Annotated in this window: 14 protein-coding genes; 7 read left to right on the top strand and 7 right to left on the bottom strand. The window is 72.7% G+C overall.

All coding sequences use genetic code 11. From position 1 onward, the window contains the following. Positions 1-12 precede the first annotated feature (12 nt). The gene (locus WJM95_RS14465; RefSeq protein WP_339130110.1) at positions 13-993 is read right to left on the bottom strand and encodes a zinc-binding dehydrogenase; all 981 of its coding nucleotides are present in this window, start codon (positions 991-993) and stop codon (positions 13-15) included. 158 nt (positions 994-1,151) lie between these two features. Between WJM95_RS14465 and WJM95_RS14460 the strand changes: the two genes are divergently transcribed. Next, a complete protein-coding gene (locus WJM95_RS14460; RefSeq protein ID WP_339130109.1) occupies positions 1,152-1,865 on the top strand; it encodes a pentapeptide repeat-containing protein in 714 nt (237 codons plus the stop codon). 34 nt (positions 1,866-1,899) lie between these two features. On the opposite strand, the gene WJM95_RS14455 is transcribed toward WJM95_RS14460, so the two are convergent. Further along, positions 1,900-2,400 carry a hypothetical protein gene (locus WJM95_RS14455; protein WP_339130108.1) on the bottom strand — a complete coding sequence of 167 codons (501 nt, stop codon included), beginning with the start codon at positions 2,398-2,400 and terminating at the stop codon, positions 1,900-1,902. A gap of 52 nt (positions 2,401-2,452) precedes the next feature. Here WJM95_RS14455 and WJM95_RS14450 point away from each other — a divergent pair, with 52 nt between their 5' ends. Continuing rightward, complete coding sequence (locus tag WJM95_RS14450; protein WP_339130106.1) at positions 2,453-3,862, top strand: M1 family metallopeptidase; 1,410 nt, start codon at positions 2,453-2,455, stop codon at positions 3,860-3,862. A 72-nt stretch (positions 3,863-3,934) separates the two neighbouring features. Here WJM95_RS14450 and WJM95_RS14445 read toward each other — a convergent pair whose 3' ends face one another. Beyond that, entirely contained in the window at positions 3,935-4,510 is a 576-nt protein-coding gene (locus WJM95_RS14445; protein ID WP_339130105.1) for a TerD family protein, read from the bottom strand. Positions 4,511-4,702: 192 nt separating this feature from the next. Between WJM95_RS14445 and arfB the strand changes: the two genes are divergently transcribed. Beyond that, complete coding sequence (gene arfB, locus WJM95_RS14440) at positions 4,703-5,131, top strand: alternative ribosome rescue aminoacyl-tRNA hydrolase ArfB (RefSeq protein ID WP_339130103.1); 429 nt, start codon at positions 4,703-4,705, stop codon at positions 5,129-5,131. A gap of 32 nt (positions 5,132-5,163) precedes the next feature. On the opposite strand, the gene WJM95_RS14435 is transcribed toward arfB, so the two are convergent. Continuing rightward, a complete protein-coding gene (locus tag WJM95_RS14435) occupies positions 5,164-5,646 on the bottom strand; it encodes a flavin reductase family protein (protein ID WP_339135563.1) in 483 nt (160 codons plus the stop codon). Positions 5,647-6,157: 511 nt separating this feature from the next. Between WJM95_RS14435 and cdgB the strand changes: the two genes are divergently transcribed. Further along, a complete protein-coding gene (gene cdgB, locus WJM95_RS14430) occupies positions 6,158-7,849 on the top strand; it encodes a diguanylate cyclase CdgB (RefSeq protein WP_339130101.1) in 1,692 nt (563 codons plus the stop codon). A gap of 117 nt (positions 7,850-7,966) precedes the next feature. After that, a complete protein-coding gene (locus WJM95_RS14425) occupies positions 7,967-8,929 on the top strand; it encodes a CBM35 domain-containing protein (RefSeq protein ID WP_339130099.1) in 963 nt (320 codons plus the stop codon). 112 nt (positions 8,930-9,041) lie between these two features. On the opposite strand, the gene WJM95_RS14420 is transcribed toward WJM95_RS14425, so the two are convergent. The 3 genes from WJM95_RS14420 to WJM95_RS14410 all read right to left on the bottom strand — a co-directional run bounded on the left by WJM95_RS14420 (position 9,042) and on the right by WJM95_RS14410 (position 12,299). Next, positions 9,042-9,971, bottom strand: coding sequence for a 1-phosphofructokinase family hexose kinase (locus WJM95_RS14420; protein WP_339130098.1), 930 nt, complete (start codon positions 9,969-9,971; stop codon positions 9,042-9,044). A gap of 143 nt (positions 9,972-10,114) precedes the next feature. Then, positions 10,115-11,299 (bottom strand): N-acetylglucosamine-6-phosphate deacetylase, encoded by a 1,185-nt coding sequence (nagA, locus tag WJM95_RS14415; RefSeq protein ID WP_339130097.1) that lies wholly within the window; start codon positions 11,297-11,299, stop codon positions 10,115-10,117. 7 nt (positions 11,300-11,306) lie between these two features. Then, positions 11,307-12,299, bottom strand: a complete 993-nt coding sequence (locus tag WJM95_RS14410) for an ROK family protein (protein ID WP_339130096.1) — start codon at positions 12,297-12,299, stop codon at positions 11,307-11,309. 162 nt (positions 12,300-12,461) lie between these two features. On the opposite strand from WJM95_RS14410, the gene WJM95_RS14405 reads away from it, so the two are divergent. Next, positions 12,462-12,689 carry a DUF3263 domain-containing protein gene (locus tag WJM95_RS14405; RefSeq protein ID WP_339130095.1) on the top strand — a complete coding sequence of 76 codons (228 nt, stop codon included), beginning with the start codon at positions 12,462-12,464 and terminating at the stop codon, positions 12,687-12,689. 184 nt (positions 12,690-12,873) lie between these two features. Next, entirely contained in the window at positions 12,874-13,728 is an 855-nt protein-coding gene (gene otsB / locus WJM95_RS14400; protein ID WP_339130094.1) for a trehalose-phosphatase, read from the top strand. Positions 13,729-14,023: the final 295 nt, after the last annotated feature.

Here is a 14,023-nt window from a genome sequence, read left to right as displayed (position 1 = left end):
GGCCGCCCGTGATCAGGGTTCCAGCACCACCTTCCCGGTCGTCGCCCTGTTCTCCAGGGCCCGGTGCGCCGAGGCCGCCTCGGCGAGGGGGAAGCGGGTCACGGCCGGGACCAGACGCCCGGCGGCGGCCTCCGCCAGGGCCCGCAGCTCCAGGGTCCGTACGGGATCCGGGCCGCCCGCCCGGCGCATCATCACCGGTCCGAGCACCTGCTCGGACACCCCCTCCACGAGGTACGGGGAGCCGTCCCGCAGACCCGCGCCCGACCAGCCGAAGACGAGGTGCCGGCCGCCGGGGCCGAGCAGCGCGACGGCCTCCCGGGCCACGTCGCCGCCGACACCGTCGAGCACGAGGGTCGCGGCCCGTCCGCCGAGGTGCGCGCGGACCTTGCCCGGCCAGCCGGGATCGGTGTAGTCGACGGCCGGGTCGGCGCCGTTCGCGCGGGCCCTCGCCACCTTCTCCGGGCCGCCCGCGAGGCCCACCACGGTCGCGCCCGCGTGACGCGCGTACTGCACGAGCAGCGTGCCGATCCCGCCCGCGGCCGCGGGCACGACGACCACGGAGGAGGGGCCGAACTCGGCGAACTGCACGATCCCCATGACCGTACGGCCCGTCCCGATCATCGCGACGGCCTGCGCGAAGTCGAGGTTCCCGGGGATGTCGTGGAGGCGCTCGACGTCCGTGACGGCCAGCTCGGCGTACCCGCCGGGGGCGAAACCCAGGTGGGCGACGACACGTCGGCCGAGGCATAGCCCGGCGACGCCCTCGCCGAGGGACTCGACGGTTCCGGCGACCTCGCGGCCGGGCACGGTGGGCAGGACGGGCGCGGGGGCCGGGCCGCCCCGCATGCCCTCGCGCAACGCGGTGTCCAGGAGATGAACGCCCGCGGCGGCCACGGCGATCCGGACCTGGCCAGGACCCGGTTCGGGGTCCTCGGTCCGCTCGTGGACGAGATTCCCGGCGGGACCGAAGGCGTGCAGACGGATCGCGTACATCGGGGGCTCCTCGGGCTGCGGGATCTGTGCGATCTGCGGGTCTCAGGGATCCATGGGATCTGCGGGGCCGCCTCACCAGGGTTCAACCTCAAGCCCGCTTGAGGTCAAGGCGGTCCCGGAACGCGCCGGTTGTCAGTGGGGGCGGGCAGGATGGGGGCATGGCGAGCAGAGTGACGGGCGGGCGCGGCGGGACGGGTGCGAAGGCGCCGGGGGCGGGGCCGAAGGCGGCACGGCGGCCGGAGCTGCGGCTGCCCCCGCTGGAGCCGTACGACGGCGGGGGTCTTGAGCCGGACGGCGACTATGACGGCCTGGAGTTCCGGGACGCGGACCTCGCCGGGCAGGACGGCGGGGGCGCCCGCTTCATGGACTGCGCGCTGACGGGCTGCGCGCTGGACGAGACACGGCTGCACCACGCGCGGGTGCTGGACTCGGTCCTCACGGGCATCCGGGGGGTCGGCACCGACCTCGCGGAGTCGACGCTGCGCGATGTCGAGCTGGTGGACGCCCGCATGGGCGGGGTGCAGCTGCACGGCTCGGTGCTGGAGCGGGTGGTCGTGCGCGGCGGGAAGATCGACTATCTGAATCTGCGCAAGGCGCGGCTCAAGGACGTGGTCTTCGAGGGCTGCGTCCTGGTCGAGCCGGACTTCGGGGGCGCCCGTCTGGAGCGGGTGGAGTTCACGGACTGCGTCCTGAGGGGCGCGGACCTCACAGCGGCCACCCTCGTGGACGTGGACCTGCGCGCGGCGGCGGAACTGGACATCGCGCGGGGTGTGGAGCGGCTGGCGGGCGCGGTCATCAGCACCCATCAGCTCCTGGACCTGGCACCGGTGCTGGCCGCGGCTCTGGGGGTACGGGTGGACGGCGGGGCGTAGGGGAGCCGAGCCCCGCCGGCCACGCGGTCACCGGCTAGGAGACGCGGGGGAAGCGGGCCTGGAGTGTCCAGATCGCCGGGTTCTCGGCGAGGTCCTCGTGCAGGTCGGTGAGGTCGGCGAGCAGGTCGTGCAGGAAGTCGCGGGCCTCGCGGCGGAGCTCGGTGTGGGAGAAGGTCAGCGGCTCCTCGTCGCCCGGCATCCAGTCCGCCTCGATGTCCACCCAGCCGAAGCGGCGCTCGAACAGCATGCGGTCGGTGGACTCGGTGAAGTCCAGCTCGGCCTGCTGCGGCCGCGAGGCCCGGCTGCCGAGCGGGTCGCGGTCGAGCTGCTCGACGATGTCGCACAGCGCCCACGCGAAGTCGAGCACCGGCACCCAGCCCCAGCCCGTGGACACCTCGTGGTCCGTCTTGGTGTCGGCGAGGTAGACGTCGCCGCAGAACAGGTCGTGCCGCAGCGCGCGGACGTCCGCGCGGCGGTAGTCGGTCTGCGGGGGGTCGGGAAAGCGGTTGGAGAGGGCGTAGCCGATGTCGAGCACGAGGTGATGGTGTCACGCCCCGGCCGCCCCACGGCGGCCTAGGATCGCTGATGTGCCCCGATCCTCCGTCGCCGCCCCCTTTGCCCTGGCTCTCGCGCTCGTCGCCGGACTCACCGCCTGCGGCGGGGACCCCGTGCGCGGGAAGCCGGGCGCGGCGGGCGTCGGCGACCCGTACTTCCCGAAGATGGGCAACGGCGGGTACGACGTCACGCACTACGGACTCACCCTCTCCTACGATCCCGGGCACAAGCGGCTGACGGGAACGGCGGAGATCACCGCGCGGGCCCTGAAAGACCTGAGCGCCTTCCACCTCGACCTGCTGGGACTGCATGTCTCCGAGGTCGAGGTCGAGGGCCGCGGCGCCGGCTGGAGCCGGGCGGGCCAGGAGCTGACCGTGCGCCCGCGGCACGACCTCGACCAGGGCGAGACGTTCACCACGAAGGTCCGCTACTCCGGGACCCCCCGCACGATCACGGACGCCGACGCCTCCAAGGAGGGCTGGCTGCGCACGGCCGACGGCGCCCTCGGCCTCGGCGAGCCCACGGGTTCGATGGCCTGGTTCCCCGGCGACCACCACCCCTCCGACAAGGCCTCGTACGACATCAGGATCACCGTCCCGAAGGGCCTCCAGGCCGTCTCCAACGGCGAGTTGGCGAACGAGTCGACCAAGGACGGCAGGACGACGTACGCCTGGCACACCGCCGAACCGATGGCGAGCTATGTGGCGACCCTCGCGATCGGCCGGTACGACATCACCCGCTCGACGGCGAGGAACGGGCTGCCGGTCTACGTGGCGGTGGACCCGGTCCAGAAGGGGGCGAGCGAGAAGGTGCTGGGACGGATCCCCGAGATCATGGACTGGGAGGAGTACAACTTCGGTCCGTACCCCTTCTCCTCCACCGGGGCGATCGTGGACCGGCCCGACGACGTGGGCTACGCCCTGGAGACCCAGACGCGCCCGGTCTTCCCCGGCGCCCCCGACACCGCGACCCTGGTCCACGAACTGGCCCACCAGTGGTTCGGCGACTCGGTCACCCCGAGGACCTGGCGGGACATGTGGCTCAACGAGGGCTTCGCCACCTACGCGGAGTGGCTGTGGCAGGAGGACCACGGCGGCGACTCCGCCGAGAAGATCTTCGACTCCCTCTACAAGGGCGACTACTACGAGCCGGTCGACAGCAGCGAGATCTGGGCCTTCCCGCCCGCGGACCCGCCCGGCCCCGCGCAGATCTCCGACCCGCCCGTCTACTACCGCGGCGCGATGGTCCTCCAGAAGATCCGTCAACTCGTGGGCGACGACACCTTCTACGACATCGTCCAGGGCTGGGCCGCCGCCCATCGGCACGCGAACGCGGACACCGCCGAGTTCACCGCGTACGTCGAGAAGGCCGCGCCCGGCAAGGACTTCAGCGGGATCTGGAAGGACTGGCTGTACGGAAAGGGCAGACCGGCCCACCCGTGAACCGCGCACGAGAGGAGCCCCCGGCGAACCGGAGTCCGGGGGCTCTTCTCGTCATGTGCGCGTGCCGGACCGTCAGACGTTGACGCCGAAGTCCTGCGCGATGCCCACCAGGCCCGAGGCGTAGCCCTGGCCGACGGCGCGGAACTTCCACTCGGCGCCGTTGCGGTAGAGCTCGCCGAAGACCATGGCGGTCTCGGTGGCCGCGTCCTCGGAGAGGTCGTAGCGGGCGATCTCGGTGCCGCCGGCCTGGTTCACGATGCGGATGTAGGCGTTGCGGACCTGGCCGAAGTTCTGCGAGCGGGTCTCCGCGTCGTAGATGGAGACCGGGAAGACGATCTTGTCGATGTCGGCCGGGAGACCGGCCAGGTTGACGTTGATCGCCTCGTCGTCGCCGGCGCCCTCACCCGTGGTGTTGTCACCGGTGTGGACGATGGTGTTGTCCGGGGTCTGCTTGTTGTTGAAGAAGACGAAGTGGGCGTCCGAGTAGACCTTGCCCTGGGTGTTGACCGCGATGGCCGAGGCGTCGAGGTCGAAGTCGGTGCCCGTGGTGGTGCGGACGTCCCAGCCGAGGCCCACGGTGACGGCGGTCAGGCCCGGAGCCTCCTTGGTGAGCGAGACGTTGCCACCCTTGGACAGGCTTACAGCCATTGTTGGGAGTCCCTTCCCTCGTGACATACGGGCTTCGTACTGGGGACGAAGCTACCGTCACCCCTATGAACGCCAAGGGGGGTACCCGAGGTTCCGTCTGTCTTTACCATTTTTACCCGGACTCCCCCCTTCGCCCCGGCCGACCCCGAAAAAAGGGTGACGCGGACCGTCCGGGCGGGCGACCATGAACACATGTCCGGTCCCTATGTCATCCGCGGCTCCGTCTCCCTGCCCGAGGCCGAGCTCATGTGGCGTTTCTCGCGCTCCGGCGGGCCGGGCGGGCAGCACGTGAACACCAGCGACTCGCAGGTCGAGCTCCGTTTCGACCTCGCCAACACCGAGGCGCTGCCGCCCGTCTGGAAGGACCGCGCCCTCGCGAAGCTGGAGGGGCGTCTCGTCGACGGGGTCGTCAGCGTGCGCTCCTCCGAGCACCGCTCCCAGTGGCGCAACCGCGAGACGGCGGCCGTGCGCCTCGCCTCCCTGCTCGCCGAGGCCACCGCGCCGCCGCCCAAGCCGCGCCGCGCCACCCGTATCCCCCGGGGCATCAACGAACGCAGGCTGCGCGAGAAGAAGGCACGCTCCGAGACCAAGAGGGGCCGCACGGGCCGCGACTGGGGCTAGGACGCGCTCCGGCCCCCGGCCCCTCGTCCGCCTCAGCCCAGCTGGCGGTAGCGGCCCTTGAAGTACGTCAGGGGGCCGCCGTCCGCGCTCGGCACGCGGGCCGTCAGGACGCGGCCGATGACGAGGGTGTGGTCGCCCGCGGCGATCCGCTGCTCGGTGCTGCACTCCAGCGTGGCCAGCGCGCCGCCGACCAGGAGCGCCCCGGACGCCTCGCCGCGTACGTACGGGATGTCCTCGAAGAGGAGCCGGTCGCTGATACGGCCCTTCATGGAGAAGCGGCCGGCGATGTGCCGCTGGCTCTCGGCGAGCACGGAGACGCCCCACAGCGGCTGCTCGTCGAGCAGGTCGTCCATCCGGGACCCCTCGCGCAGGCTGACCAGGACGAGCGGCGGGTCGAGGGAGACGGACATGAACGCGGTCGCGGTCATGCCGACGTCCTCGCCGCGCGGGCCGTCCGGGGCCAGTGCGGGCTCGTGCGCGGTCACCAGGACCACGCCGGCGGCCAGCCGGGTCATGGCGGCGCGGAACTCGTCGTTGCTCACCCCCTCAGCATGCACGGACGGGGTGACGGGGAGAGCGGGGGAAGTCGTGAGCACGCCGAAACGCTAGTCTCCGCACCGAGGGCGCCGCATCGGACCTCGGCCCGATCCCGGACCTAGGTCCGGGGACGGAGAAGGGGCCGGGTGGCCTTACTCTCGTCCGTACGCGTCCGACGGGTACGGACGTGCACAGGTTCTGCACGGCCGGCCGACAACGCATTCTGCAAACGCACAATGAAATGCAGAAACTCCACTCAATTGCTCAGGTTACGCTGTGACTTGAGTCACAGGAGCCATATTTTGTTGACCCTGTGTACCGAGTGGGGAGCGCGCTGTGATTCAGTGGCTGAGGCGCTATGCGGGGAAGCTGCCGAACAGTACGGCGTGAAGGGGTTCCAGGGGGAGCGCCGGAGAGTCAGCAGGGAACCGACGAGCCCGAACGCCGAGGGAACCCTAGAGTTGCTGCGAGGTCCCGAGGGGAGGGCGAATGGAGACCGAGTCGGAGCCCTACGTCCGTCTTGCGACCCTGCGGCAGCTGCACCAGGTGATGGCGGACATGAACACCGCCCGGAGCCTGGCGGACACGCTTCAGACCGTCGCCGACGGCGTGGTGACCGGGCTCGGCTACGAACTGGCCTGCGTCAACCTCGTCCGCCCCGACGGTGACCTCGTGGTCGCCGCCCTCGCCGGGAACTCCGCCGCCGAGGCCCTCATCACCGGCCGTGTCGGCTCCCGCGCCTCCTGGGAGCGCCGGCTCACCATGGGCGAGTCGTGGGGCGACCTGCGGTTCATACCGCACACCGAGGGCTGGGTCCTCGACGAGGACGACGTACCGCAGTGGTACACCGACGGCCCCGCGCCCCGCTTCGAGGACGAGTGGCACCCCTCCGACCGCCTCTTCGCGCCGATGTACACCCCGAACGTCTCGGGCAGCGGCCACGGCGAGCTGATCGGCGTGCTGTCGGTGGACCGGCCGCGCAACGGCCGCAGGCCCGGCGCCTGGGGCCGCGAAGCCCTCCAGATGTACGCCTTCCAGGCCGCCATCGCGATCAGCAATGCCCGTCTACGCGCGAATATGCAGCGCGCCCTGGTCCGCCTGGAACGCGAGCAGCAGGCCCTGCGCGCCAGCGAGGAGTCCTTCCGCCAGGCCTTCGAGTACGCCCCCTCCGGCATGGCGATCGCCGAGATGGGCGGCGACCAGCACGGCCGCATCCTGCGCACCAACGACGCCCTGTGCCGGCTCCTGGGCCGTCCCGCCTCCGCGATGCGCCGCTACTCCTTCTCCGACCTCGTGCACCCCGAGGACATCGGCACCCTGCTGCGGACCTCCGCCGAGGGCGGCCGGGCCGAGCTGCGGCTCGGGCGCCGCGACGGCACGTACGTCTGGGTCCACCTGCGCAACTCGGTGGTCGCGGACGCCGCCGACGGCCCGCGCTTCCTGCTCACCCACGTCGAGGACATAGAGGACCGCAAGCGCCGTGAGCTCCAGCTCGCGCACCGCGCCTCGCACGACGCCCTCACCGGCCTGCCCAACTCCGCCGAGCTGCGCTCCCGGCTCGGTGCCCGGCTGTGCCGGCGCCCGCAGTCCCTGCCGCCGGGCGCGGTCGCCTCGCTGGACGCGGCGTACGGGCACACGGACCTCGCCGGCGACTACGACGACGGCCACCCGGCCTACGACGGGAACGGACACGGCTTCGACTTCCGGGCCGGCGCGGAGGCGTTCGAGGCCTTCGACCACCATGTCCACACCGTCGCCCCGGAGGGCGAGACGGACGACGGCACGAAGGGGCTCGCGGTTCTCTTCTGCGACCTCGACGGCTTCAAGTCGATCAACGACCGGTTCGGACACAACGCGGGTGACGAGGTTCTCATCGAGGTCGCCCGCCGCCTCACCCACGGGGTCCGCGACGGCGACACGGTGGCCCGGCTCGGCGGCGACGAGTTCGTCGTGCTCGCCGACGGCCTCGGCCGGGCGGACGCGCAGGACCTCGCCGTCCGCCTGCGGAACGCGATCATCCCTCCCATCAGGGTCGACGGGCGGGCCGTCCGCGTGGGCGCCAGTTTCGGCATCGGATGGGCCCACTGCGGGATGACGGCGGACGAGGTGTTGAAATCCGCTGACGAACGGATGTACGTCGAGAAACGTTCTCGTCCCAAACAGCATCGGCGCGCCGGATAAGACGCAGGTCAGTACGTCGATGCGGTGAAGGTCCCCCGTTTGGCCGAGCGAAACCGGGTAGGCTCGCCATTCATTCGTGTACCGCATCAGAACCGCACCCGCTGAGGAGACCAAGGGATGACGCCCGGCAACAACGGCGCGAGCACGCCCGAGGAGGACGACCCGTTCGGCTATCTGTACGCCGACGGTCAGGCCAACGGAGCCACGCCGCCCTCTGGAGGCGGTGGCTACGGCTACCCGGGCTCGGTCAACCGGGTGCGGGCGGTCGGCGAGCGCAAGTACGGCCAGCAGACCGCTCAGGGCACCTACGGCCAGCAGACGACCGCCCCGTACGGCCAGGTGCCGCAGCAGGGCGGTTACGGCCAGCCGAACGCCCACTACGGAGCCCCCGAGACCGTCCCCGGCGGCGCGCAGACCGCGCGGACGCCGATGCCCGGTCACGGTGACGGCGGCGGGCGCGGCCGTGGTCCGAACACCAAGGGTCTTCTCATCGGCGCGGTCGCCGTGGTCGCCGCGGTCGTCATCGGCATCAGCGTCGCCATGCTGGGCGGCGGGGACGGCGACAAGAAGGGCGACCAGGCGGGTCCGACCGCCTCGACCGCCCAGAGCGCCTCCCCGACCCAGTCGGAGACGAAGGGCGCCGACACGCCCGCCGAGCTCCCCAAGACGGACGCCAAGACGCTGAACCTGGGCGCGGGCGTGACCACGGCGTCGGACGTCAAGGGCGCCAAGGCGGACGGCGGCGTCTACGTCACGGGCTTCAACCACGTCGGCGCGTCGATCACCTGGAGCGTCAGCGGCATCCCGAAGGCCGGCAAGTACACGCTGGAGATCAACTACGGAGTGCCCGGCAAGGACGCCAACGCCACGCTCACGGTCAACGGCACGGCGCAGGACCGCCCCCTCAACATGAAGAACTTCGCGCAGGCCGCGGAGGGCGACTATGAGAAGGGGTGGACCAACACCTGGGCGGACATCACCCTCAACAAGGGCACCAACACCATCCAGATCTCCTGCGCGGACGGCAACCAGTGCGACGCGAACTTCGACCAGCTCTGGCTCGAATCAGGCTGGAAGTAGGTCCCTTCGAGGCCCGGCGGCTCTTCGGAGCGGCCGGGCTTTCGGCTGCCCCCGGCAGGTTGCCGTCCGTCCCCGGCTCGGTTCCCGTCGCGCAGCGCCGGCCGGCCGTGCGTCAGGCCGCGGTCGCCTCGGTCGTGATGGTGACGCGGGTCAGCAGGCTCTCGTACAGGGCCCGGTCGAACTCGCCCGCCACGGGAGCGGCCACCGTCGCCGCCGACAGGGCGACGGCGCGGGCGAGCCGCGCGGGCCAGTCCAGCTTCTCCACCAGCCCCGACAGCAGACCCGCGACGGCGGAGTCGCCCGCGCCCGTCGGGTTGCCGTGGGCCCGCACCGGCGGGGTCGCCCGCCAGTGGCCCTCGGGTGTGTGGGCGAGCAGCCCGTTCGCGCCGAGGGAGGCGACCACGGCGTGCGCGCCGCGCCGCCGGGCGTTGCGGGTGGCCTGCAACGGCTCGTGGGAGCCGGTGAGTTCGGCCAGTTCCTCGGCGTTCGGCTTGACGACGTCGGGGCGGGCCGCGACCCCCCTGCGCAACGGTTCACCGCTGGTGTCCAGCAGGACCGGCACGGCCAACGCGCGTGCGGTGCGCACGAGTTGGGCGTAGGCGCCGACCGGGACACCCGGGGGCAGGCTGCCGCACAGGGCCACCGCCGAGGCGGAGCGCAGCAGATGCTCGTACGTCTCCTGGAAGGCCGCCCACTCGGCGGGGGTTATCGCCGGACCCGGTTCGTTGAGCTGGGTCGTGTCACCGGTCGTCGTGTCGACCACGGCTATCGTGCGGCGCGTCGAGCCCTCCACCGGGACCAGCGCGTCCACCACCCCGGCCGACTCGGCCAGCAGGTCCCGCACGGTCCGCCCGGTCGCGCCGCCGGTGAACCCGGTGACCGTCACCTCGTGGCCGAGCGCGGCCAGCACCCGTCCCACGTTCAGGCCCTTGCCGCCCGGCCGTTCGGTCACCTCGCCCACCCGGTGCGTGCTGTGCGGGCGCAGCGCCCGTACGCGATAGGTGATGTCGAGAGCGGTGTTCAGCGTGACCGTGAGGATCACCTGCGACGACCTCCCCCGAAGAGTTCTGTGACCTGGGCGCCGCTCGGTGCCCGCCGGTGGTTTCCGGAGGCTCGATCATGTCAAACACAACGGCGGTCGGCCCAGTCCCCCGGGCCAACCGCCGTAAGCAACAAAGGTGTGAATCATCCCAGTTGGGGATCGACCACCCATGCGCCGCCGCGCATCACGCCCTTGAGCGCGAAGGCGGCGTCGAGGACCACGAGGTCCGCGTCCTTGCCCGGCTCCAGCGAGCCCACCCGGTCGTAGCGGCCCAGCAGGCGGGCGGGGTTGGCGGACAGGGCCGCCACGACGTCCTCGACGGGCAGCCGGTCGACCGTGACGGCGCGCTGGAAGGCGCGGTCGAGGGTCAGGGTGGAGCCGGCGATCGAGCCGCCCTCCACCAGGCGGGCGACGCCGTCCGCGACCTCGACCTCCAGCGGGCCGAGCATGTAGCGGCCGTCGCCGAAGCCCGCCGCGTCCATCGCGTCGGTGATGAACGCGACCCGGCCGGGACCCGCGTGATGGAAGGCCAGCTCCAGCGAGGCGGGGTGCAGATGCGTGCCGTCGTTGATCAGCTCGACCGTGATCCGCTCGTCCTCCAGGAGGGCGGCGATGGGACCCGGCGTCCGGTGCCCGAGCGCCGGCATCGCGTTGAACAGGTGCGTCGCCACGGTCGCGCCCGCGTCGATGGCCGCCTTCGTCTGCTCGTACGTCGCGTCGGTGTGCCCGATCGCGGCGATCACCCCGTGCTCGGCGAGCAGCCGTACGGAGTCGAGGCCGCCCGGCAGTTCGGGGGCGAGCGTGACCATGCTGGCCCGGCCGCGGGCCGCGTCGATCAGCTTGCGGACGTCCGCCGGGTCCGGGTCGCGCAGCAGTTCCTCGGAGTGGGCGCCCTTGCGGCACGGCGAGATGAACGGGCCCTCGAAGTGGATGCCCGCGAGGTCGCCCTGCTCGGCCAGCTCGGAGAGCATCCCGGCCCGCTCGGCGAGTCCGTGCATGTCGCCGGTGACGGTCGAGGCGACGACGGTCGTGGTGCCGTGCAGCCGGTGGGTGTGGATGCCCCGCAGGACCTCCTCGGTGGTTCCGGAGGTGAAGGACGCTCCGCCGCCGCCGTGGTTGTGGAGGTCCACGAAGCCGGGGACCACCCAGTGGCCGGACAGGTCGGTCACCGGCGTGTCCGCGGGGATCGCGCCGTGGCCTTCGGCCGGCCGCGGCTCGGGGGCACCCGCGGCGGCGATCCGGCCGCCGTCGATGATCACGCGGCCGTCGTGCACGATCCCGGTGGGCAGTACCACCCGGGCGCCGGCGAGAACCTTGCTAAGGGCCATCGGGTGGTTACCTCCGGGGAGTCGTAGAAGTGGAGTTCAGGAGGTCCCGGGCGAGGAGCCCGGCACCGAGGCATCCGGCGGTGTCCCCGAGGGCGGCGGGGACGATGGACGGCAGCTTCTGGAACGTGACACGCCGTTCGACCGCGGCCCGCAGGGGTGTGAACAACGTTTGCCCCGCTTCGGCGAGCCCGCCACCGATGATCAGCGTGCGCGGGTCCAGGAGAGTGAGCGCGGTGACCAGGCCGTCGGCGAGCGCGTCGACCGCCTCCTGCCAGACGGCCACCGCCCTCGGGTCGCCCGACTCGACGGCCTTGGCGCAGTCCGCCGCGTCCGCCCCGGGGTCGCCGGACGCCTCGGCCCAGGCCTGGCTGACGGCCGCAGCGGAGGCGAACCGCTCCAGACAGCCGCGCTGCCCGCACGGACACGGGGACCCGCCGGGCCGTACGACGATGTGGCCGATCTCGCCGGCGAAGCCGTGCGCGCCCTCCTCGACACCGCCGTTGATGCCGATGGCGCCCGCGATGCCGGTGCCCAGCGGCACGAACAGGAAGCGGTCCGCTCCCTGTCCCGCGCCGATCCGGCCCTCGGCGAGGCCGCCGGTGCGTACGTCGTGGCCGAGCGCGACGGGCACGCCGCCGAGCCGCTCGCCGAGCAGCCTGCGCAGCGGGACGTCGCGCCAGCCGAGGTTCGCCGCGTAGACCGCGATGCCGCCCTGGGAGTCGACGATGCCGGGGACGGCGACGCCGGCGGCCGCCGCGCTCTCGCCGAAGTGCTCCTCGCCGTGGGCGCGCAGTTCGGCGGCGAAGTCGAGGATCTCCTCGACGACGGCGTCGGGCCCGCGCTCACGGCCGGTCGCGCGGCGGGCCTGGTGCAGCAGCGCGGGGCGCCCGGGGGCCTGCCGCGGGGCGCCGGGGCGGTCCGGGGAGGGCTCGTTGTCCACCCCGACGAGGGCGGCCTTCATCCCGGTGCCGCCCACATCGAGGGCGATGACGTGTCTCACGGGGGACAGTGTCGCCCTTTACCCCTGGAAAGGTCTAGTCCACTCACGGGATAGGAGACCGTGTGTTCCGCATTCCGAGACCCGCGCCCGGGCACGGCGGCCGCGCGGTGGCCACGGACCCGGGCCCGGCGCCTGTCGGTGCCGGGGACTACCGTGCTGTCCATGGAAGAGCTGCCCGCGCGCGAACGGAGCATTCTCGCCCTGGAGCGCCGCGGTTTCCCCGGCCCCGGCGCCAAGGAGCGCGCCATACGCGAACAGCTGGGCCTGGCCCCGGTCCGCTACTACCAACTGCTCAACGCGCTGCTGAACGACCCGCGCGCCCTGGCGCACGACCCGGTGACGGTGAACAGGCTCCGCCGCGTACGGGAGGCCCGCCGGGGGGAGAGGTGAGGATCCGGCCCCTCCGGCGTTCGAGGAGCGGGGCCCCGGGAGCAGCGCCCCCGTACGGGTCGGGCAGGGGCGGAGGGGGCGAGAGAACATCTTGGTGGGGCGGGATCCGGGCATTCCGGGGGAGGGGCGCCCGGCCGGGCGGGAGTGGGGGGTGCGTCCGGCGTCGCACGGATAGGGTCGGTGCATGGGCAGCCACCCCGAATCCAAGGACTCCTTGCCGGCCCCGGTGACCCCCGCCGGACGCGAAGCTCTGGAAGCGATCCTCACGCACCCCGCCCGGACGGTCGTCGCGCTCGACTTCGACGGCACCCTCGCCCCCATCGTCCCCGACCCCGACCGGGCCAGGGCGCACCCCGACGCGGTCCCCGCGCTCGCCGCGCTCGCCCCCAAGGTCGCCTCCGTCGCCGTGGTCACAGGCCGCCCGGCCGGTGTGGCCGTGCGCCACGGCGGCTTCGCGGGCGTACCGGGCCTGGAACACCTGGTCGTCCTCGGCCACTACGGCGCCGAGCGCTGGGACGCGGTGAGCGGCACGGTCACGGCCCCCGCCCCGCACCCCGGTGTCGCCGCCGTCCGCGCCGAACTGCCCGGATTCCTCGACGGGATCGGTGCCTGGCAGGGCACCTGGATCGAGGAGAAGGGCCGGGCGGTCGCCGTGCACACCCGGCGCGCCGCCGATCCGCAGGCCGCGTTCGAGGCGTTGCGGGAGCCGCTGGGTGAGCTCGCCGCCCGGCACGGGCTGATCGTCGAGCCCGGACGCATGGTCCTGGAGCTGCGCCCGCCGGGCATGGACAAGGGCGTCGCCCTCATGGAGTACGTCCGGGAGGCCGGGGCCGAGGCCGTCCTTTACGCGGGGGACGACCTGGGTGACCTGCCCGCCTTCGCCGCCGTCGACAAGCTCCGCTCCGACGGGGTTCCGGGGCTGCTCGTGTGCAGCGGCAGCTCGGAGGTCGCCGAGCTCGCCGAACGCGCCGACCTGGTGGTCGACGGGCCCGCCGGGGTCGTCCGCCTCCTAGCCGCCCTCGCGGCCGCGCTCGGCTGACCCGGGGGCTCGTTGCCCGGCGGACCGCGCCGGGAACAGGCGTGTTTTCGCCCCCTCCGCCCCTACCCGACCCGTACCTGGGGGCCAGCCCCCGGACCCCCGCTCCTCAATCGCCGGAGGGGCTGAATGTTCCCCGGCACTCAAAGGGCGGGCCGGGGGAGGGCCACCCCCGGGGCTCCGCCCCGGACCCCGCTCCTCAAACGCCGGAGGGGCTGAATTCTCCCCGCGGCCGAAAGGCGGGCCGAGGGGCTGAACCGTCGCCGGCCGGGGCTGGAACTGTCTGGACCCTGGACCC

Source organism: Streptomyces sp. f51 (genome assembly GCF_037940415.1).
Lineage (GTDB): Bacteria > Actinomycetota > Actinomycetes > Streptomycetales > Streptomycetaceae > Streptomyces.
This window is presented reverse-complemented; position numbering and strand designations above follow the sequence as displayed.